Below are 19,820 nucleotides of genomic sequence, written 5' to 3'. Positions count from 1 at the left end.
ATACGTTTTATCCTCTGCTACCCAAGCTGTCCGTATCGGGATTAATCTCTTTCACAGCCTCCTTTACATCCTTGGCCGTTATTTTCTTCTCATTTTTAACAGCGATTTGCTCTACAGGATACTTTTCCTCCATCTCCTCCAATTTAGAGTCTACGGATGTTTTTGAATCATTTGTTCTCATATTCTCTATTTTATTAACGTAATAATGGCTATTAAACAAGCAAGTACTGCCAATGGTTTATAGCGATAGCGACATTGTCCGTGAACATGGAAGGAGTTATGGGAATGCGAGACATTATAGCACATCATTATTTCGATATAGACGCTGTTATAGTGTTTGATGTGATGAAAAATAATCTGCCAGCCATAAAAATGACTATTGATAAAATGTTATTTGATATTTGAGACACCTTCCGTGAGCGATACTGCGGATGAGGACAAAAAGCTATTTACCCCCGGATGAGCCTCTTATAGAGCAACGAACGCAAGCCATTAGGGAGAAGACGGGTCACTAAGCGAATACAGACATTCTTTAGCAAGGAGAAAAAGCCGATAAAACCCATCTTGTAAAACAGCGTCTGCAACCTCACTTCCGTTACAGCATACCGCCATCCTCCCCGCCGCCGAAACATATCCGGCGAAAAGCGGAAAAAGAGCAGGCTCTCTTGTATATTATAGAACCGGGCACCATTCATCAGCATCCGTACCCACAGATAATAATCCTCGAACAAAGGAAAATGCTTATATCCTTCAGCCTTTAGCACGGCCGACTTCCGAAACATCACTACCGGATGATTCACCGGGCATCTTCCTTTGGAAAACCTCAAGATATCTTCATGCCATTCCGGTACTTTCCGCACGGAAAGCACATTCGATACCTCTCCTTCAAACTCATCGATCCAAGCCCCCACTACATCAATTTCCGGATGTTCCCGAAATATCGCCAATTGCTTCTCAAAACGATCCGGCTTAGCGATATCATCCGTGTCCATACGGGCCACAAGGTCATACGAACAATGCTTCAACCCCTCGTTCAGAGCCTTGCCGAGACCTTGGTTGGTGGGCAAAGAAATCACTTTTAACTCAGGATGCTGGCTTGTGAATTCTTTTATGACCGCATACAGCTCATCCGTCAAAGGACCATCTTCCACCAAGACAACTTCTATAGGCAATAGCGTTTGCGTGAAGATACTGGTCAGACTTTGACGTAAAAATAGTGGGCTCTCTTTATGATATAAAGAAAGTAATACGGAAAATAACATAAAAAGTATATATGTAATTTATTATTAATAATAAGAGAATATTTTCCTTTGCAATGCACAAAACACAAAAGGAACAAAGTATTTATTTGACTCAGGGAATATTAAAAACCATTCACTTATATTCCTAAAATGAGGATCTAATAACAATTTCTGTTTTGCAAACTGTTTGAGTACCGCTAATTTATTTCTATATTTATTAGATTTCCCTATAGACTCTACAAACCTATCCAAGTCTGAGACTGCTGCTATCATATGAGCAGGTACATCATAACTAAAAATAGTGGAACAAAGAGATTTACTATTGTATTGTGTATAATGATAATATATTCCTTCACAAAACATTATACTTTTAGCACACATCAAGCATTTAATTAAAAATATAGAATCTTCCCACATACAAACATTTTCAGGAAAAACAATTTCATTAATTCTAAACAGATCTGTCAAAACAAGTTTATTAACTATAGCCCCCCAACATTTTCCACACATTACAGCAGACAAATAATCCTCTATATCATTTGCTCTATACATCCTTACAGGCTCGGATCTATCCTCGAATTCTTTAACTAATCCCATATAAACTATATCCGCTTGAGTAGACTTCGCCTTACTTATCAGTTTTTCAAAGCAATCTTTATCTATCCAATCATCAGAGTCGATCTGTATGCAATACTTTCCTCTACAATGGTCTATACCAAACTGTCTAGTAGCGCTTACCCCATGATTAGAACGATTAAAAAAACGTATTCTAGAATCCTCTTTCTCATATCGTTCACAAATAGTAACAGAGCTATCGGTACTGCCATCGTTGATAAGTAACACCTCGAAATCCACAAATGTCTGAGATAAAACAGAAGATAGACATCTATCCAAAAAAAGTTCTGAGTTATAAACCGGTACAATAACCGATATGGTAACTTCCATATTATTATTTTTAAAGATTTACGAACTGGAAAGGAGAACATTTATGCACGGAGTTCCATATATAAAGCAGAAATGTAATATTTGTAATAAAAAAGATAGTGAACGAACACGCCATCATCACTAAATTACATTTCCTAATATGATGAAAGACATATCTGTACATATAAGCATAAACGATAAAATTCAAGCTTACTAACGGATAGATCAATCGAGAGAGCAATATAGAATTAGCGAATATAGCCGTAAACAGCATTCCCATAAAATATAATCTGTAATACACGACAAAAATTTCATCGGTATGCCTATGGAGGAGATATTTAGAGGATATGGCAATAATCAATGTAGTTACAAAATTTAAAAAGAGGCTTTGTTCACTGAGCCCTGTTTCCTTGGAAAATACTTGTTCTCCATACCCTGCATAGCCTCGGGGAGCATAATTTATAATAAGGTCAAACATGTACGATAATATAGGTTTGGACAGAAAAATCACCAACACACATAGCATACATTGAATCCGCCAATCATCAATAAGAATCTTACGTTTCACACCTAACAAATAACACGGCAATAAGATGAAGGACGAATAATGGAATCCCATCGCTATCAATATACAAATCAAAAATTTAAACAACGATCTATTATAAATATATCGGATAGAGAACAAAAATATACAAAAGGCCATTGCATGACGTTGTATGTTAAGAAAAGAAAACAGCGTACCCGAAATTAACAAAGTCACACTATACCATTTGACCATATCTCTATCTTTATCAAGAGAAATATAAAACAAAGAAAACATAATAAAACATACCAATATACTCATGCAATAATAAGGTAAACCGAACAAAAAAGGTATATGGTTTACAATTTGATATAAAGGTTCTATTCTTTCATTCAATATATTCCATAACAAGTCAGCATTTTGAGTGTCATATATTTCTTCATAAGCAAGATAATCTGTCCCTATATTATATCTTAAACCTAGGACTAACGACAATACCATAATAGGAATTGCATACACCAATTTTGTTTTTTTCCTGAAAGTATTGAAAGATACAGATCTATAACCTATAGAAGAAGCAAAAAGAGAAGAAAATTCATTACTCAGCCCAAAATACACGAATAAAAAAGTAATCAATGATAAATACAGAAAATAAGACTCAATCATACTTTATAGTACCATTATATGATTTAAAAAGGTAATATTCTAGCCATGGCATATAAAATCCGGATCGGCATAAGGCATAGAACATATTTAACCTTATTCTTCCAAGAGCAAGATAGAAGATTTATTCGATAAAAAAAGCGTTTATGCTTCCGCCCTAAACATTGTAACAGCTCACTCGCATATGCTTTGTCATTTAGTCTATACCCATTACATATCAAAGTAAGATAAAATGTTCTTAACTTTGAGTAAATACATGCTCGATGATACTTTTCGCTTAATGACAAACAGGTGTCAAAAATAAAAAGCATATCTTCCACATGTTTCATTGTCAAATTACTCATGATTGAACCATTTTTCCGAATTCGATAGAAATAAGTAACCCTATTACAAACAGCCATAGAATTAGCGACTAATGCTAATTTGAATGACCATAATTCATCCTCATGATATATATTGGGGGCAAAAAAAACTTCATTCTTCAAAAGAAATGAACGAGAGACCATCTTGTTCCAAGCCATCATATACCACAGAGATTCCGAATATGAATGGGATATCTTTTTATTTCCGAACAAATAGCCTGATTCCATACGTAGGTAATCCTTCTGTTCTGAATCCTCTCCGAAAGTTGCGATATCCCCAACCACAAAATCTACCGCATGTTTCTCCAACATCGTAACCATACGCTCTATGGCATCTTCCGCTATATAATCATCACTATCCAAAAAGTATAGATAATCACCCGTAGCTTCTCGGATACCACTGTTTCTAGCCTCTGACAAACCTTTATTGGCCTCATGAGTCACAATCCGGACCTCCAGACTAGGCGATTTAACTGTCAGGATAGATTTCACAATACGCATGGAATCATCTTGCCCACAATCATCTACAATAATACACTCTATATTTGGATAAGTTTGGCTCAATACAGAATTCAGACAATCCTCAATATAGGGAGCCACATTATAAACCGGAATAATAATCGAAACTTTCAACATATTATCACCATAAGAATTGATTTTCTTCTAAATTACTTAACCAAGAAAAGTTGATTTTCCTTTAAACAATACGCTTTTAAAATTATCATCTATTAAATCCTCACAGCCATTAAAGTTTTTTCAGACAAAAGCATTCTCCTCTTGCTTTCCGTAAAACCATACCCCTTTCTCCCTTCGTACAACCTAATAAAAAAACAGAGACACAAGCAATAATAAAAAGAACAAAGGATAATGCTATTGGATGCATCTGGACATATCTATCAATATAATAAGAAGGTACGATAGAGACCAATAATACCAATGCGCAAGGTTTCATCACCTCCTTTATATATCTACCGACCGAAAACGGCAACAATCTTTTCACTAAGATAATCCTTGTTACTTGTACGATAGGCGCCAAAAACAAACCACAATAAAACACACTTTCTGGACTTCCTCCACACTTGAGCATGATGTACGAGATCGGTACTATCAACATAATAACCGAACTCGCTATCACCTGATAATTACGCATCCGCCCCGTGGCATGAACCAAGGTGCCTATAGGACCGGAAAAGCATTCTATCATTACTGTCAAAAACGTGATATTCGTGAAAATCGGAGCATACGAAGGCATTCCCTCTCCTAACCATAAAGCAATAAAATAGTCGGCTGTAAACAAAAAGGGCAAATTTATCATCCACAAAAGCATAAAGGAAAATTTCGATATCTGATTAGTCAAGGAAAGCATCTCTGATATGTTATCTTGGGCGTAAAACCTCATGACCTGTGGACGAGCCGCAACCTGGAAATTTTGAAAGAACGAGGTTACTCCCGCCTTTACCTGAAAAGCCACACCTCGTGCGGCATTAATGGATGGCGAGAAAAACATACCAAGCAAAAGATTAACCCCGGCTCCCTCCCCCGCATGAGACAACGAGCCAAACAGGTTCCACCCGCTAAAGCTCATCAATCTCTTTTGCAAATCCTTATCAAAAGCAGGTCTAAAAACCAAGCTTTTATTCAAGCGCAAAGAATAACGCAGATATAATAAGACTGAGATAAGCTGAACCACGATGGTCAAGGAAGAGTACAAGATCAACTTGTCTTCTCCCACTATTATCATATATGCGATCGCCAGTTTTAAAATAGCATCTATGACACTTATACCTGCCATAATCCGCATCTCCTCATAAGCGATAATGATAGCCTCGCAAGGTGATGCGATCAGTGTAAGAAGAAACACACATATAGCACTTTGATATACGATATTGGCCGCAAATATTCGATCCTCCGGTATCGCTAGTTGGGTATTAACAAACCATAGTCCCACAGTCTCAGAGAAAAATAGAAAAACAACCCCGACTATCAATTGTACCCCTACCGATACAGAGAATAACCTCAAGAACTTTTCTAAGTCTCCTTTGCCTAGCTCTATATTAAAAAAACGCTGAAAGCCATGCGCCATGGATGTCCGCAAAAATGCCATAAATGAGACAACTCCACCCACCACATTATAAATCCCATAGTCCGTTATTCCCAATGTATGCAAAAGGACTCTCGTCGTAAATAGGCCAATACCCAACACGAAAGCCATACGGACATAGAGATATAAGGTATTTTTTGCGATTCGTTTATTAATGCTTTCTGTTTTCTCCATGCTTTTATCTCATTCCTTCCTTAACTTCTTCCGAAGAGAGCTGCTGCTTATCCCTTCCGTATGAGATAAATACTCTATACGTGCCTCATAGTTCGAGAATTCCTCTTCATATCGATTGTAGAGTTCTGTTCCCTTCCACTCATCCCCATGGAACATGACATCAAAATGACGCTCTTTCAAGAATGCCAATTTATCCATCGATACCTGGGGAACCACCTCATCCACATACCTAATCGCCTTTACAATGGCGCATCTTTGCTCAAAGGGAATGATGGGAGTCTTATGCTTATAAGACTGGACCAATTCGTCCGTACTAACCCCCACTATCAAATAATCACACTTCTCCTTCGCCCGGCGAAGGATATTGAGATGCCCGATATGAAACATATCGAATACACCTGTCGTATAACCTATTATCATAATCGATTATTATTGTTCTTCAACCGTAACCCGATGCGGCGCTTTCTCAAAAATGAGTTCCGTTTGATCCGAGAAAACTACCCTTTCCGGATAATGGCTTCTTCTCTTCTCTAAAGGAGGTAATAGCATATAGTTCTCCCCATAAATAGATCTCAAAACCTTCTGATACTCTGTCGGCGCATTATATTCTTTGCCCTCAAAAGATACGGTAACACCCTCGCCATACCACTCAACGGGCATCGTCTGTTTCCTCAACGCATATTGAGAACCAAAATTTGCGTAATGCGATTTTCCTTTTTCACATACGGAAAGCGCCACTCTTCTCTGCCATTTAAAACAATTTTCATTAGATATAAAAAAGGAGGCCATCTTATAAAGACACAACCTTAAAGTCTTTACCTCCTTCGCTCCTCTCGCTAAATATAAATAGCTAAGCCGTTGAATCCGCCTCTTCAAAACTTCCATGCCGGGAGAATAAGCGGGAGATAAATCCAAAGGGAAAACATCTATAAATATCCCCATCGGCCTATCACTTTTTATGACACCCTCATCAAACGTCGTATTTCGCAAACAAACCTTGGGGAAGAAAAGCCAGTAGTTAGGATTCGTCGTTATCCAATTCAGATAGAATTCAGGTCCAAGCTCCTTTTCCGCAATACGGATAAATCTATCGAAATCCACCCTTGGCATCGCAATATCCAAATCATCATCCCAAGGGATGAATCCTTGATGCCGGACAGCTCCTAGCAGTGTTCCTCCTACCAAATAATATCGAAGACCGTTTCTCGTACAGATACGATGGATCTCATCCATGATACGAAGAATCTCCCCATGTAATTTTCGCAAATAATCTTGATTTTCCATTATTGTGTATTCATTACGTTATTAATCAACGCATAAACCTTTCTTTTTACTCTCTTGAACAAGGAGAGTTTGGTCAGTTTGAAAACGGCTCCGCTAAAACCCAATTCCTCGAACAAGGCATAGAACTCCTCATCACGAGGATGAAGCGAGGTGGGGTGATTAAAGAGCCCTTGGCTATTCAACGCCCATTCTTTAGATATAGATTTCACGTTCAACGCGTCCCTCACATCCTCAAAATAAAGGGATGCCTTATCCGTATTGACAAGGATCAATGAGACGCCAGACAAAGGATCGTAGGATGGATCAACCTTATCGTAATTCCAAGCATCCGCGAACGTGAAATCCGAAACGCGTTGCTTCGTCGTGAACCTACAAGACCCACACGAAGGCCTATAGCCTATACGATGATAATAAAATGAGAGAAACGGATCCTCCTTTATGCCCACGATCCTAGAACTTCCGTCCTCATATTCGATGTAAGCGGTTCGTGAGTTGATCTCACCTTTAAAAGCCCTTTTGTTTTTGAACTGAAATCCGATCGTTTTTCTCCCGAAAAGTTGTTTTTGTTCCTCCCGATAGGATTCGAACATTTTTGGGGAAGGAACCCCGTGACAAAGAATATTCGCTGTCAAAAGATTATCCGTGGGTATATGTCGCTGACGAAGGAAGTTCATCAACGCAGCGCATTGACAAGAGACACCGGTAAAGAAGACCTTGCGTCCTTGTTTCAGATCCTCGCCGATACGCCTATAACAATGGTTGGTATCACTTTGCACGTATTTGGATTTCCGGAAGGCCTCGCATTCCTCAACCGTGGTCGCCCTATCGTGTATCACACTTAGGTCATGATCATACCGGACTCCATACACCACGAAACCTTTATCAATAAGACTTCTCGAAAGAATCGCTAATCCACCACCAGAGGCACTACTAAATACTTCCTCCGCGGATCCTTTCCCTACGTATGCCTTTACGTAATCGGGAGAGATAAATTCTGCGTTGTCAACCGGACACACATTCTCACACAGGTGGCAATCCACGCAGGACTCTTTATCCACCACCGGATAAATATGTCCCAACCTATCGTCTTCCTCCATGCGGATACATCCTTTGGGACAGATGTCGATACATGCGGCACAACCAGTACAGTCTTTTCCTACTTGAATCATCAATATCATTATTAATTTAAATCACAAACAATCATTCTCCCTTCAAATTAGGATCAACCGTAATACTCATCAAGTTTTCGAGCGTATAACGTCGGTAAAATTTCACGAAACCTAGATAAAAAACATATGTCGCACAAAAAAGAAGAGCCAATACGCATATAGCAGGCCAGTCTATATCCGAATGTATATCTATGGTCAACACTTCTATCCAAAGGCAGTAGATAAACAGACTACTGAACAAGAAGCTAAGACTCCTTAAAAATCCATAAAGAGCCACGTAATTGTCGTATTTAGGAATATGATTTTTGTAATTCTCGTAGCAATAATGCATAATAATCCGATGGATATCTTTATTCTCATCGATAGGAGATAAGGACAAATATTCCGACAATAATCTCATCTTCTTCCTTATTGATTCTTTCAAATAGCCATCCAATGGCTTCAAAACATAGACACGAAACTTCAACCATTTTCCAAAGAGAAGAGAGGCAAAAGCGATCGGAAAAATAAATACACAGACCAAACCTTTCCAGAAATTCGTCCAACACTTTCCTAATTGATCATTTACATCAAAAAAACTCTTATCATGATTGTCGTTCAGCAGAAATACGGAGGGATATCCATAACTCCAGATCAAGAACGGTTCTACTGTCAATGAGGAAAAGTAAGAGATAAAATGTCCCGCCACATAAGCCAAGACCGTATAAGGGATCGTATCATTCCAAGCGATGGATCCTTCTATACCTTTCGAATAAAGAGCTTGTATCGTCACAGGCCCTTCTACGGAATAGACCACCTTCACCAACATGACGCACAGTAAACCCGGGAAAAGATATCCCAAGAAATCATAAAACGAGAACGGATTCTTCAACATTTACACAAGAGCTTAAATCATTGATAATTTGAATATCATCAAATTGTAATACGATCGTATTTGTCCTTGAAGTATTCCCGCAGCTTATAATATCCTCCAAGGCTTCATCCTTCATATTCGTGATCCAAATAAAATCACCTTCACCAATTTTCATGTTTGGCAAACGAATCAGATCTCGAGTCCATAACACATTAAACTCAAATCTTATATCTGATAACTTGAATGATCTAATAGCCTTAAATATCAGCATCTCAACGCCTTCCGAAAAACACACTTTACGGATATACTTTAACCTTTCCATTTGGATAATATTTTCTTATTCATTTTTTTTGATTCCTTCTCTATATTATGGCACCCCGCCATAATATTCTTGAACAAGACTGAGTTCTCTGAATTCAACAACTTACAAGAGAAACTTGTCGTTATGGCGGTCTTATAGGGCTTGGTCTCCAAGATTATGGAGCCTGTAGCCTTTTTTTCATCCACGGCTATCACGGTTCCAAAAGGAATTGTATTATGCAGATAGATCTGAATTTTCTTGTTATTTTTACACAGTCTGAAAAGGGACTCTGCGGACTTCCTTATATTTGACCGTAAAGTTTCCTCTGGTAGATCCAATATAGGAGCCATCACTTTTATCAAACTGGGATTATCCGGATTCAATAACGAGATTTTCAGTTCCAATTCTTTGTTTTTCTTCAATAAGGATTCCAATACCCTTTCAAGATCATGATAAAGAATAGCGTTACTCAGAGAAACACTCATTATTCTTATGGAAGAGGTCGCCTTAAATAAATAGCTCTCTATACTAGAATCCTTGTCGCTCTCCCGATAGTTTTTCCTTGTAGGAACAAAGTCCGCCAATCCACTTCTCAATATGGCTTCTTCCTTTATAAAATCCTTACGCTTAAGAGAACAAGCACAACGCCCCTCATAACCCAATAAATCAAGAACGACCGATATTTTCTCCTTAAAGACAGTGTCAGCGATCCCCGGAAGTTCATCTATAGCCTTACTCACCTCATCCAATTCTATTTCTGAACGGACAGAGTCCGACGGATTGATATGTATGATGTTCTTTGAGTGAATCAGGTCTTCCGAATATTCTTTGGAAAATGATTCAGAGGAATTAAACATAGCACTTATCACGTTCTTTATCTTTGACGGGTTAAATGTCCTCAAGGAATTATATTGCCTTGCCTGTTCTCCCGGAGGAATACATTGGGTTCCAAGCGACAAGACCCGTATCCTATCAACAGGTATATCCAACTCATTCACGCAATACAAAACAGAAAGTAATGTAGGATTATTAGCCCACAACCCTCCATCCAAGAAATAATGATCCACATTGCTCGAAGCCCGATAAGCATCAAAATAAAACGGGGCAGCAGCACTTGACATCAAAGCATCCACCATAGAGGTGTTACTGTCCTGAGTGAATATATTATGCTTGTAATTCTCCAGGCTTGTCGAAGGGATGAGAAGCTTTGTTTTTGCCTCATTCAGACAAGTATCTCCAAAAGTCAAAGACAATTTCTTCTGTAGATTCTCACTGGAATACCAGGAATGTCTTATATACTTCAAATGTTTCCCCCTAAAAATCGCATTTCCATCCTTTTTATAGAGGTCAACAACCTTTTCCATTCTGATGCCACAAGCCAACGCAGCCCCCACTATAGAGCCAGTAGAGGTACCGGCCACCAGATCAAACACATCATATAAAGGAAATTCATACCTTTCCTCCAACAATTTCAAAAATGCAGCTTGGAAGATACCCTTTATTCCTCCTCCGGATAAAGCTAATATGTTGAACGTATTTTGAAACATCTACACGAACCTAATTTTATCTAATCCCATCATCCAACCCTGTATAAGGACTTCATCCAGTCTTGAATAAGGCGGTTATACAAGGCTGAATGAAGGGATCATACAGCGAGCCTATTCTATTTATGGATAAAGAGGGTTTGTCGTTCCCCAGATTTTAAATCTCATTAGGACTTTCGCTGTCGCCACCGCCATCAGCGGGTTTGCCGCCAATCCAAACTGGCACGCTTACGCTACGGGGCGTTTTCAAAAGACGGTTTGATGTGGAATACTGCGTCATCACAGTCAGCGTGTACTCACCTTCCGCCAAATCAGCCGGCAGGAGCAACGTGAGCGAAGAAGGGTTGTTGATGGTGATCTGGTCGTCCGTCAGTTTCGTGGTGGCACCTTTGGAATCGGTCAGCGTAACACCTACCGACTCGTGGTCACCAACCACCTTCAGCATCGCGCCACGGACAAAGAAGTTGTGGCCCGCAGTGGCACTGCCGTCCTTCAAGCCCGTCTTGCGATCCTCGGTCTCCAGGATGTACATGATATTAGACTTCTCGCCGAGGATCTCAACCACGGTCTTGGCGATCGCCTCGCGCAGGGCCTTGTCTTGCGTGAAAGAGACGTAGATGGAATTATTCTCCTTGTTCCAAACGCCGCCCTCGACCACGCCTTTCAACTGGGGGACGGCACGGAACAGACCCGTGTTCACGCTATAGCCGTTTAAGATCAAGTCCATTACTATCCGATGGTAGAGAGTCACAGAGTGACGCATCGTCTCCGGGCGTAGACCGGTGTCTTGCTTGTACATCTCCTCCAACACGTCATCCAAAGTTAAACTTCCAGCCGAAGCCAGCAGCAGGATCTTGTCCGTCTTGTTGTCGGTGGTCACCGAATTGTCGATAAGCCAGCCTTTCAATACTTTCTTCATGGTATTTTGATTTATGGGAAGGACGGAATTGCCCTTTCCGGTTATCCTTGCCTAGAACCTCTTGTCGAATGCCGATTCCCTCTTCTGCCGATTCCGGGCGATCAGCCAATCGATCACCAAGTGAAGAACCGTCCATAGAGACAGGTTTAAAAATAATATACAATTGACATTCAAATGATTAACCAATACAATATTCAATGCGATAAAGAAAACGGACACGCAAATGATCGTCACCATCACCATCCGCACCCGCATACCCGTGCGCAACAACTTATGATGGAAATGGTTCTTGTCCGGCAAGAACGGGTTCTTGTGCTCACGAAGGCGGCGCAGCACCACACGTACCACGTCCAGCAACGGTACCAAGACCGTGGAAAAGGCAATCACCAAATAAGGATTCAAACGCTCCGTAGAGGTACTATTCGATACGCATAAATGAATGATCAGGAAACTGATCACGTAGCCCAACGTCAAACTCCCAGCATCGCCCATGAAGAGCTTATGCCCGCGGTTGGCATTGCCAAAGACATTGTAGCACCAGAAAGGCATGAGGATTCCCAGCGTACAGATAGCGAGCAAGGCATAAACACATTGATCTTGAATGAAAAAGAACACGCTCAAGAGCGATAAGGCGATACAGCACAAACCGGAGGCCAGACCATCGATCCCGTCAATCAGGTTGATAGCGTTTGTCACATAAACCACGGCGAAAACCGTGACTGGCACACCCAGCAAGGCCGGGACCGAATAGATCCCGAATAGGCCTCCCAGCGTATCGAGCCAATTGCCGGACAACACCAGCAGGAGGGCCGACACGACTTGTACGATGAACTTGTAGCGGTAACCCACCCCGACCAAGTCATCGCAGACACCCACCAGATAAAGAAGTGTCATGCCCACGAACAAGAAAAGATACTCATGGAGCATCTCGATCGAGAAGCTAGACAGATCCGAGGGCCACAGATAAAGGCGAAAGCCTATCACCAAGGCAAACGACATCAAAACCACGGGAAAAAACGACAGGCCACCCAAGCGGGGAACCGGGGTCGTGTGTACCTTTCGAGAATCCGGGACATCATACAGTCTTTTCTTGTGGGAGATCACCAAGATCCTCGGGATGATCACCATGCCCAAAGACACGGAGATCAGATATCCGGACAGTAATAACAATAATAGAATTTGCACCTCACTCATACGATCTCACTTAATGAAGGCAACCCCTTCACCTCGCCGGCATGCCACGCTTGGTAGTCCTCATGGGAGAGTTGGGATGCTGTTAATAATTTGTAATCTATGTCGTCTCTTCGCAAGATGTGCCTGCGGACATACGAGCGGAGCGAACGATCCGTAACGGACACCATCACCACAGGAAAAGGGTAGCCGAGCAAACGCATTGGCGTAATCTCGCTGTCCGGGAACACATGGCGCAACTGATAGGCCGAGCGCTCAAATGCCACCCAGTAAGGACCCGTGCAATACAGGTGAATCGAGTTTTGGTTCGCACGCTCGCGGCTCATGATCTCACTAAAATGCTCGTTCAGCAACCGCACCAAACGAACGCCGGAAGGAAGGGAAGACATTTCTTTTTGATTTATGATTTTTGATTTAAACTGTCAACTGTCACTTGTCAACTGATTTCGTGTTTCAGCCAGCGATCGCAATCGTCCAGCCGGCGGATCAAGGATAACTTGCTTTTCTTGGGCGAGGACTCACCCCGCCACGGGTCCACCACCTCATGTGCCATCTGCCGGTAAAGGGCGCTGTCCGTGCAACCGTAGAGCGTCACCAGCAACAAGGCACGGGATTGCGGAGCTTTCACCACCGGGAGCATACCACGCATCGTGTCATGCAAACGTGTGAACTCCTCCTCATCGCCCAACAACTTGTAGGCAGAAAGAAGCAATGAGTAGATCTTGCAACGCATCACGTCCGTCTCCGCACGGAGCGAGCCATAGGATCTCAACACCTCACGGGCCAAACGAGTATCCTCCTCTGATACGCTGCCGGAGGCATGGTAACGTCCCAAGGCATCGTGCAAACCCTCCCGCAGACGGTCGTTGTCCAGATGGGTATAGACGTGCTTGCCCTTGGTGTTCAGCTCGATCAGCTCGTACTCGCCCGGCTTCACCTCCAACAAGGGGACCCACATGCAATCGAGGATACGCGCCATGACATCTTTATGCCCGCCACCCGGCTGGATCACCACCTCCGCCTCCATACCGGTAAAATAACCGGACGTGATACGCACACGGTCGCCCTTCAGCAAGCGGTCGCTGTCCGGTACGTACACCGGAAGCTCGTTGGAATAAGATTCCGCCACCCAACGTAAATTCCCCATCTCGTCATCCGACAGATAAGGGAAATGAGTCATGCCTCCGGAAGAGACCCGGGGAAGGAAATTGTATAGGGGAAGCGTGCGCTTCATCTGGAAGATCTCCTCAACCGAGGACCGGACAAACACGTAGTTGAACAGCAGGGGTCGTTTCATGTTGACCATCTTTCCGTCCACCTTCCTCACCTCCACATAGGAGGGGGCGAAATACTCGAACAACGTCTCCCCACGACGCTTGCGCCGGGAAAGCTCGGCATCCAAGCTTTTAGCGGGGCTGATCTTGTCACGTCGTGCCACACCCGTAGTAGGAAGCGTGAGCACGTACCAGCGTACAGTCTTCAAGTCATGACGCTTGCCAACCTGCGCCGTACCCCTCTCCGAGCAACCGTCTCTCAAAACATTCATCATTATGATTATCTTTTCCTAAGATTATAGCAGGATCTCCACTCAAGCCTCACGACAATTCAAAGCCCTACCAAGAGCACCATATTTACTCCTGATAAACAACACTTTACGTCTTTAAAAATGGCTTTTCTGAAAATCACCATCGCTTGAAATATTAAGCTACTTGGGAAGTAGCCTAAAAGGTAGGAGAATGGTTATTACCCAGTTGTAGAGACGGGGCGTGCCCCGTCTCCCACCGTCTGACAGTAATTTAGAATACCATTTTGAGGGGATGAGACGGGGCACGCCCCGTCTCTACAAAAATGTATGTTCGATTTTTAGGAGGGACGTGATGATGTAGGAAATACGAGATCATTTCGTCTCTATTGCCATGTCTATGCACTAGGAATAAGAACGAAGATTTAAGGAGAATCAAGGTCGGAGCACAAACTAATGAACAAACTAAGCCTTATGATTGCTTGTTATTTGTTATTTTTTATTACTTTTGCGCCGTGAAAGAATACGCTACTTCCCAAGTAGCAAGCCTCTTACCCCACTTTGGGTATCGGTTTACACACGCTCTCAAAACAATTCCGGTTCACTGTCGACAAACGTTCCAACGAGAAGCTCTTCAAATAGATCTGTGTTGTCTTAATAGACTTATGCCCCAACAACTCACTGATAACCTCGATCGATACATCTTGTTCCTTCAAGAACGAGGCGAATGAATGACGGATCGTATATGAGGTGACCGGAAGCGTAACGCCTGTCGATCTCGCCAACAACTTCAAGTCATGGTTAAAGCGGGACAAGGTCCTGTTATATTCTTTGTAGGCCGCCTCACCGGTTCTCGTTCCACTCAAAAAAGGAAATAAATAAAGGGATTCCTTTGCCGTACAAGCGGACAACTCATCCAACAGCCGCAACGCCCCGGAGGGAATCTCCAGCTGTATGAGAGACCCGCTCTTTTGTCGGTAATACTGCAATATCCCATCCCGGATATTCTCCCATTTCAAATGCGTGAGATCCACAAACGCTATCCCGCTGAACGCGAACATCAACCGAACGGTCAACTGTACACGCCGCAAGGACGGATCCTCCAACGGGGCGTTAAACATACGCTCCAGCATCTCTCGCGGCAACGCCTTCTTCCGCTTGCTTTCAACGCCCGTGAAGACATCTTTGAACAGGTTGGGTACAAAGGGAGCCTCGTTCGCCTCCACGGCTAAGTTATAAATGTGACGAATCCGACGCATATAGGTAGACACCGTATTCAACGAACGGCCCCCACCCAACAACCATGACTGATAGCACAAAAGCCTGTTCCTATTAATATAGGCATAAGGAATCGCCTCCATACCGCAAAAGCACTTGAACGAATTCAAGGCATCTTGATAACTCTTCGCCGTGGAATACCGTTTTTTCTCACGCAGACAAGCCATGTAGATGGACAGGCCCATAACAAAATCTTCTTCTTTTTTCATATCTTCTCCTTAATAAAAAGGCCAAAAATACTACCTTTGTACACTATTAATTAAGTAAACCATATTTAGAGTAAAAACATTACCATGAAGAGATTTTGGAGTATTCCACTTATGCTCATGCTATTCGCATGCCAAACTCCCAAAGAGAGTAGAGAGGAATTATCGCTTGCCGGTTGCTGGGAATTACGATTGGATTCAACAGATGTCACCGAGCAAGTTCAATTACCGGGTACCACGGACACCAACCAAAAAGGATACCCTAACAATGACAAGGAGGAGACAACTCATTTGTCTAGGCCCTTCCGCTATCAAGGTAAGGCTTGGTATCAGAAAGAGATCACGATTCCGGAGAACTGGGAAGGCAAGAGCATTTGGTTAATCTTGGAGCGAACAAAACCGACCCAAATATGGGTAGATAGCATATATGTCGGTTCATCCGACCATATTTCCACCCCTCAAGAATACGATCTGTCCGCATATCTCAGGGCTGGGAAGCATCACTTGACTATTCTTGTCGATAACGGTTTGAGCGTACCGCCCCAATTATTGGACAATTCACACGCTTATACGGAATCCACGCAGACAAACTGGAACGGTATTATCGGAGACCTAAAATTGGAAGCCCGTCCGCAATTCCATATCCGCCGGATACAAGTATATCCACATGCGGATCAAAAAACGGTGGACGTAAAAATAAAGCTTTCAAATCCATTCGAGCAAATGATAGTAGCCGCCGTTCAAATAGAGATGGAGGCTTTCAACACAGGCTTAGAGCACCATATCAAATTCAATAAGAATATCGTAGTTCAACAAGATGAGATCGTATTCCAAATACCAATGGGTGATGACGCCTTGGAATGGAGCGAGTTCTCCCCTACCTTGTATCGCTTGACAGCGAACATCCAAGGAGAGAATATCCAAGATAGCCAAAGTACTACTTTCGGGTTAAGAGATTTCAAAGCACTTAGAACACAATTCAACATCAACGGATTGACCACCTTCCTTCGTGGAAAACACGGATATTAATCTGTATGACAGACTTGGAAACCCAACAAGAGATCTCACCCCCCATTAGTCCGCCTCCGGGGCCTATCTCGATCACATAGTCCGCCGCTTTCAAGACATCCAGATTATGTTCGATCAAGAAGACACTATTGCCTTGATCTACCATAGAATCGAATAAGGAGATAATATGCCTGATATCTTTCACGTGCAAGCCATCCGTCGGCTCATCCAAGACAAAGACCTTGCTTTGGGTTCCTAGATAACACGCCAGTTTCACCCGTTGCAACTCACCTCTTGATAACGTGGATAAGGCTTGGTTCAAATGCAAATACCCCAGACCAACCAGCATAAGCGGACGGAGTTTCTCCGCTATCACCGTTCCCGCAAAACGAAGGGAAACCTTGCGGACTGTCAAGTCCATCACCTCGGCGATCGTAAGACCATCCACTGTATACCGCAAGGCTTCCGGGGAATAACGCAATCCTCCACAAGCCTCACAAACGGTCTCGATGGAATCCATAAAAGTCATATCAGACACGATCTAATCCTGTCTTTTTAATAGATATAAAGCGTATCTTGTAACACTACCTTTTGAGAGAGATTGCCAAGTAGAGGAAAGAGGATAGCTATATATGGCGCTTTTTATTCAAAAAGGCCGCTTTTTACACACGATAGGTCATGAAAGCCTACGCAACTAGTCGTGTTAGGCAACGCCAATAGTCACGTTGGGCATCGAAAGCAGTCATGAATAGGGTTATAAACTGTCATGAATAGGCATCATAACCCTATCATTTCCCCATCGTAACCCTATGAGATAGCCCAAACAACCCATAAGACATGAATTACGATGAACTAATTTCGCTAGAATGAAAGGCTATTTTTTGACATCTATCTATTTAACAGATGATTACCGATTTTCTCTTGCGTATTTAGGAGCGAGCTGTACTTTGTCCCGGGAAAATCGATTCTCCGGGACTTAACTTTACAATTTGTCAATTTGATTATTCTGTCGAAAGACACCATCTTATTAAGGCATTTAATTCGTCGCATGGAAAGGAGCCTTGAATTCCGGACGGAGCGTACAGGTATCTTCCAATGGGAAATCCCGTGGGACCTCTTGCGTCACCTCTCCGGTGGCTGCCCATTCAGCCCCTCTTAGTAAGGTTATCTGAAAACCCGTACACTCCATCGAGTAAATCATATTCGGGTCATTGCCGCAATGCCCCAACAGATCGACAAAGACACGCCCCTTCCCCCATTTCACCGTCCACATCAACGGTTCATGGCGTCCACGCTCATAAGCGGTAGCCAATATCTCCACATTCCGTACCGGACCACGCAAGCGGGTATAAATCTCGTCCTTGAAATGTTTCCATCTTATAGGCAGACCTTTCAAAATAGGGTGCTCCGGCGCACGATGCTCTAGGATCGTCTCATGCTGCAAGCCATGATAACCCGCATAACCGGGTGTATAATCGTATACATATTTGCCCTCCTTCCAATACAGGTAAGGACCGTCTTTCTCGTTCCGACCCTCCCAAGCTCCCATGCCGATTATCTCGTTGTACGCTTTCCAACCGGCCATAGGCACCACGGAAGAATGGATAATCACGACCCCGCCCCCATCCGCTACATAGTTCTCGAAAGCTTTTTGGACAGGCTCGGGCCAGACTTCACCTCCGTAATTAACAACAACCAAGTTATATTTAGCGAAATCGGGCTTAAAGGTATTCATATCTCCTCCGAAATCCGGGGTAAAAACGAAATCCACCTTGAACATTCCACTGTTCTCTAAGATCTGCTTCATGGCCTCGCAAGCCCCTCGCCAATAATGACTGCCATCTTGCCCGGCGATCATCATCGTTTTTATCACCTTTTTCTGGGCGTAAGAGGTTGAGGCTGATAAGGCGCAACAGATAAGCGCTATAAAATAGATATACTTTCTCATGGTTGTTGGGGTTTAATGTTTTTACTCTTGGGGTTCCATTCGATACGGTCGTAGCAACGGGTGGTTCGCAAATTATATCCTCGCTCATCAACCGTAAACTTCCCATCCTTGAAATAATCGATATATAACTCGGAGATCCCGTCATTATTACGATCCTCCACCGTAAGCGCATATTTATCCGTCACATAGATCTCATCCGATATATATTGGATCTCTTTCGTATAATTATCCACGATCACGTAATAAAACTTAAACAGGTCGAAAGTAGGGTAATGCCCATTATCCCGCCCGAAAAGCATGACCTCTTCCATAGCGGCATCATCATCCATATTCGCTAAAACGGATTGTTGAAACCAAAAGCCGTCTTTTTGCGCTTGCGGAGGAATCCGGTCCCAACCCTCTTGATGGGCTGTCACCCGGAATTGGGCATGGGCACCCATACAAACAAAAAGCAGGAGAGCCCAATAAATCAATCGTCTTATCATGTCTATCATTTTTGATTATTATTCATATTTATAAGGCACAAATGTAATGATATGTCTCTTATTGATTATATTTGTCTTGTATTAAATTCACCTTTAATCTAAATATATTATGAGCGATCAACCA

At 42.5% G+C, this 19,820-nt stretch carries 21 protein-coding genes and 1 pseudogene; 2 read left to right on the top strand and 20 right to left on the bottom strand.

Annotated elements, in window-relative coordinates:
* Positions 1-7 precede the first annotated feature (7 nt).
* Positions 8-181, bottom strand: a complete 174-nt coding sequence (locus E5342_RS19255; RefSeq protein ID WP_005856296.1) for a hypothetical protein — start codon at positions 179-181, stop codon at positions 8-10.
* An 86-nt stretch (positions 182-267) separates the two neighbouring features.
* On the opposite strand from E5342_RS19255, the gene E5342_RS00605 reads away from it, so the two are divergent.
* Positions 268-405 carry a HepT-like ribonuclease domain-containing protein gene (locus E5342_RS00605; RefSeq protein WP_095231483.1) on the top strand — a complete coding sequence of 46 codons (138 nt, stop codon included), beginning with the start codon at positions 268-270 and terminating at the stop codon, positions 403-405.
* A gap of 44 nt (positions 406-449) precedes the next feature.
* On the opposite strand, the gene E5342_RS00600 is transcribed toward E5342_RS00605, so the two are convergent.
* The 16 genes from E5342_RS00600 to E5342_RS00520 form a co-directional block, all read right to left on the bottom strand.
* A complete protein-coding gene (locus E5342_RS00600; protein ID WP_008771875.1) occupies positions 450-1,262 on the bottom strand; it encodes a glycosyltransferase family 2 protein in 813 nt (270 codons plus the stop codon).
* A gap of 24 nt (positions 1,263-1,286) precedes the next feature.
* Positions 1,287-2,186, bottom strand: a complete 900-nt coding sequence (locus tag E5342_RS00595; protein WP_135958587.1) for a glycosyltransferase family 2 protein — start codon at positions 2,184-2,186, stop codon at positions 1,287-1,289.
* 10 nt (positions 2,187-2,196) lie between these two features.
* The gene (locus E5342_RS20245) at positions 2,197-3,354 is read right to left on the bottom strand and encodes an EpsG family protein (RefSeq protein ID WP_135958586.1); all 1,158 of its coding nucleotides are present in this window, start codon (positions 3,352-3,354) and stop codon (positions 2,197-2,199) included.
* Between the two features lie 23 nt (positions 3,355-3,377).
* Positions 3,378-4,349: a glycosyltransferase family 2 protein gene (locus tag E5342_RS00585; protein ID WP_135958585.1), complete on the bottom strand. Its 972-nt coding sequence runs from the start codon at positions 4,347-4,349 to the stop codon at positions 3,378-3,380.
* Between the two features lie 109 nt (positions 4,350-4,458).
* Positions 4,459-5,988: a lipopolysaccharide biosynthesis protein gene (locus E5342_RS00580; protein ID WP_135958584.1), complete on the bottom strand. Its 1,530-nt coding sequence runs from the start codon at positions 5,986-5,988 to the stop codon at positions 4,459-4,461.
* 9 nt (positions 5,989-5,997) lie between these two features.
* Entirely contained in the window at positions 5,998-6,408 is a 411-nt protein-coding gene (locus E5342_RS00575; RefSeq protein ID WP_135958583.1) for an adenylyltransferase/cytidyltransferase family protein, read from the bottom strand.
* A gap of 9 nt (positions 6,409-6,417) precedes the next feature.
* Positions 6,418-7,272: a LicD family protein gene (locus E5342_RS00570; RefSeq protein ID WP_135958582.1), complete on the bottom strand. Its 855-nt coding sequence runs from the start codon at positions 7,270-7,272 to the stop codon at positions 6,418-6,420.
* Entirely contained in the window at positions 7,272-8,441 is a 1,170-nt protein-coding gene (locus tag E5342_RS00565; RefSeq protein ID WP_168354432.1) for a Coenzyme F420 hydrogenase/dehydrogenase, beta subunit C-terminal domain, read from the bottom strand. The genes E5342_RS00570 and E5342_RS00565 overlap by 1 nt, the downstream gene beginning before the upstream one ends.
* Positions 8,442-8,472: 31 nt before the next feature.
* Entirely contained in the window at positions 8,473-9,315 is an 843-nt protein-coding gene (locus E5342_RS00560; RefSeq protein WP_135958580.1) for a hypothetical protein, read from the bottom strand.
* A complete protein-coding gene (locus E5342_RS00555; RefSeq protein WP_135958579.1) occupies positions 9,287-9,616 on the bottom strand; it encodes a hypothetical protein in 330 nt (109 codons plus the stop codon). The genes E5342_RS00560 and E5342_RS00555 overlap by 29 nt, the downstream gene beginning before the upstream one ends.
* Positions 9,604-11,142 (bottom strand): patatin-like phospholipase family protein, encoded by a 1,539-nt coding sequence (locus E5342_RS00550; RefSeq protein ID WP_135958578.1) that lies wholly within the window; start codon positions 11,140-11,142, stop codon positions 9,604-9,606. The genes E5342_RS00555 and E5342_RS00550 overlap by 13 nt, the downstream gene beginning before the upstream one ends.
* Positions 11,143-11,296: 154 nt before the next feature.
* Positions 11,297-12,058, bottom strand: coding sequence for a DNA-binding domain-containing protein (locus E5342_RS00545; protein ID WP_135958577.1), 762 nt, complete (start codon positions 12,056-12,058; stop codon positions 11,297-11,299).
* 51 nt (positions 12,059-12,109) lie between these two features.
* Positions 12,110-13,252, bottom strand: coding sequence for an MraY family glycosyltransferase (locus E5342_RS00540; RefSeq protein WP_135958576.1), 1,143 nt, complete (start codon positions 13,250-13,252; stop codon positions 12,110-12,112).
* A complete protein-coding gene (locus E5342_RS00535) occupies positions 13,249-13,638 on the bottom strand; it encodes a hypothetical protein (RefSeq protein WP_135958575.1) in 390 nt (129 codons plus the stop codon). Before E5342_RS00535 ends, E5342_RS00540 begins: the two co-directional genes overlap by 4 nt.
* Positions 13,639-13,685: 47 nt before the next feature.
* Positions 13,686-14,798: a transcription termination/antitermination protein NusG gene (nusG, locus tag E5342_RS00530; protein WP_135958574.1), complete on the bottom strand. Its 1,113-nt coding sequence runs from the start codon at positions 14,796-14,798 to the stop codon at positions 13,686-13,688.
* 524 nt (positions 14,799-15,322) lie between these two features.
* Positions 15,323-16,258, bottom strand: coding sequence for a tyrosine-type recombinase/integrase (locus tag E5342_RS00520; RefSeq protein ID WP_135958573.1), 936 nt, complete (start codon positions 16,256-16,258; stop codon positions 15,323-15,325).
* An 84-nt stretch (positions 16,259-16,342) separates the two neighbouring features.
* On the opposite strand from E5342_RS00520, the gene E5342_RS00515 reads away from it, so the two are divergent.
* Positions 16,343-17,284 (top strand): sugar-binding domain-containing protein, encoded by a 942-nt coding sequence (locus E5342_RS00515; RefSeq protein ID WP_246867032.1) that lies wholly within the window; start codon positions 16,343-16,345, stop codon positions 17,282-17,284.
* A gap of 31 nt (positions 17,285-17,315) precedes the next feature.
* On the opposite strand, the pseudogene E5342_RS00510 reads toward E5342_RS00515, so the two are convergent.
* From E5342_RS00510 to E5342_RS00500, 3 genes and pseudogenes are all read right to left on the bottom strand, one after another.
* Positions 17,316-17,804 (bottom strand): annotated as a pseudogene (locus tag E5342_RS00510) (ATP-binding cassette domain-containing protein); the annotation flags it as partial.
* A 495-nt stretch (positions 17,805-18,299) separates the two neighbouring features.
* The gene (locus E5342_RS00505) at positions 18,300-19,211 is read right to left on the bottom strand and encodes a ThuA domain-containing protein (RefSeq protein ID WP_135958572.1); all 912 of its coding nucleotides are present in this window, start codon (positions 19,209-19,211) and stop codon (positions 18,300-18,302) included.
* A complete protein-coding gene (locus tag E5342_RS00500) occupies positions 19,208-19,705 on the bottom strand; it encodes a hypothetical protein (RefSeq protein WP_135958571.1) in 498 nt (165 codons plus the stop codon). Before E5342_RS00500 ends, E5342_RS00505 begins: the two co-directional genes overlap by 4 nt.
* Positions 19,706-19,820 lie beyond the last annotated feature (115 nt).

It is taken from the genome of Parabacteroides distasonis (genome assembly GCF_004793765.1).
GTDB lineage: Bacteria > Bacteroidota > Bacteroidia > Bacteroidales > Tannerellaceae > Parabacteroides > Parabacteroides distasonis_A.
This window is presented reverse-complemented; position numbering and strand designations above follow the sequence as displayed.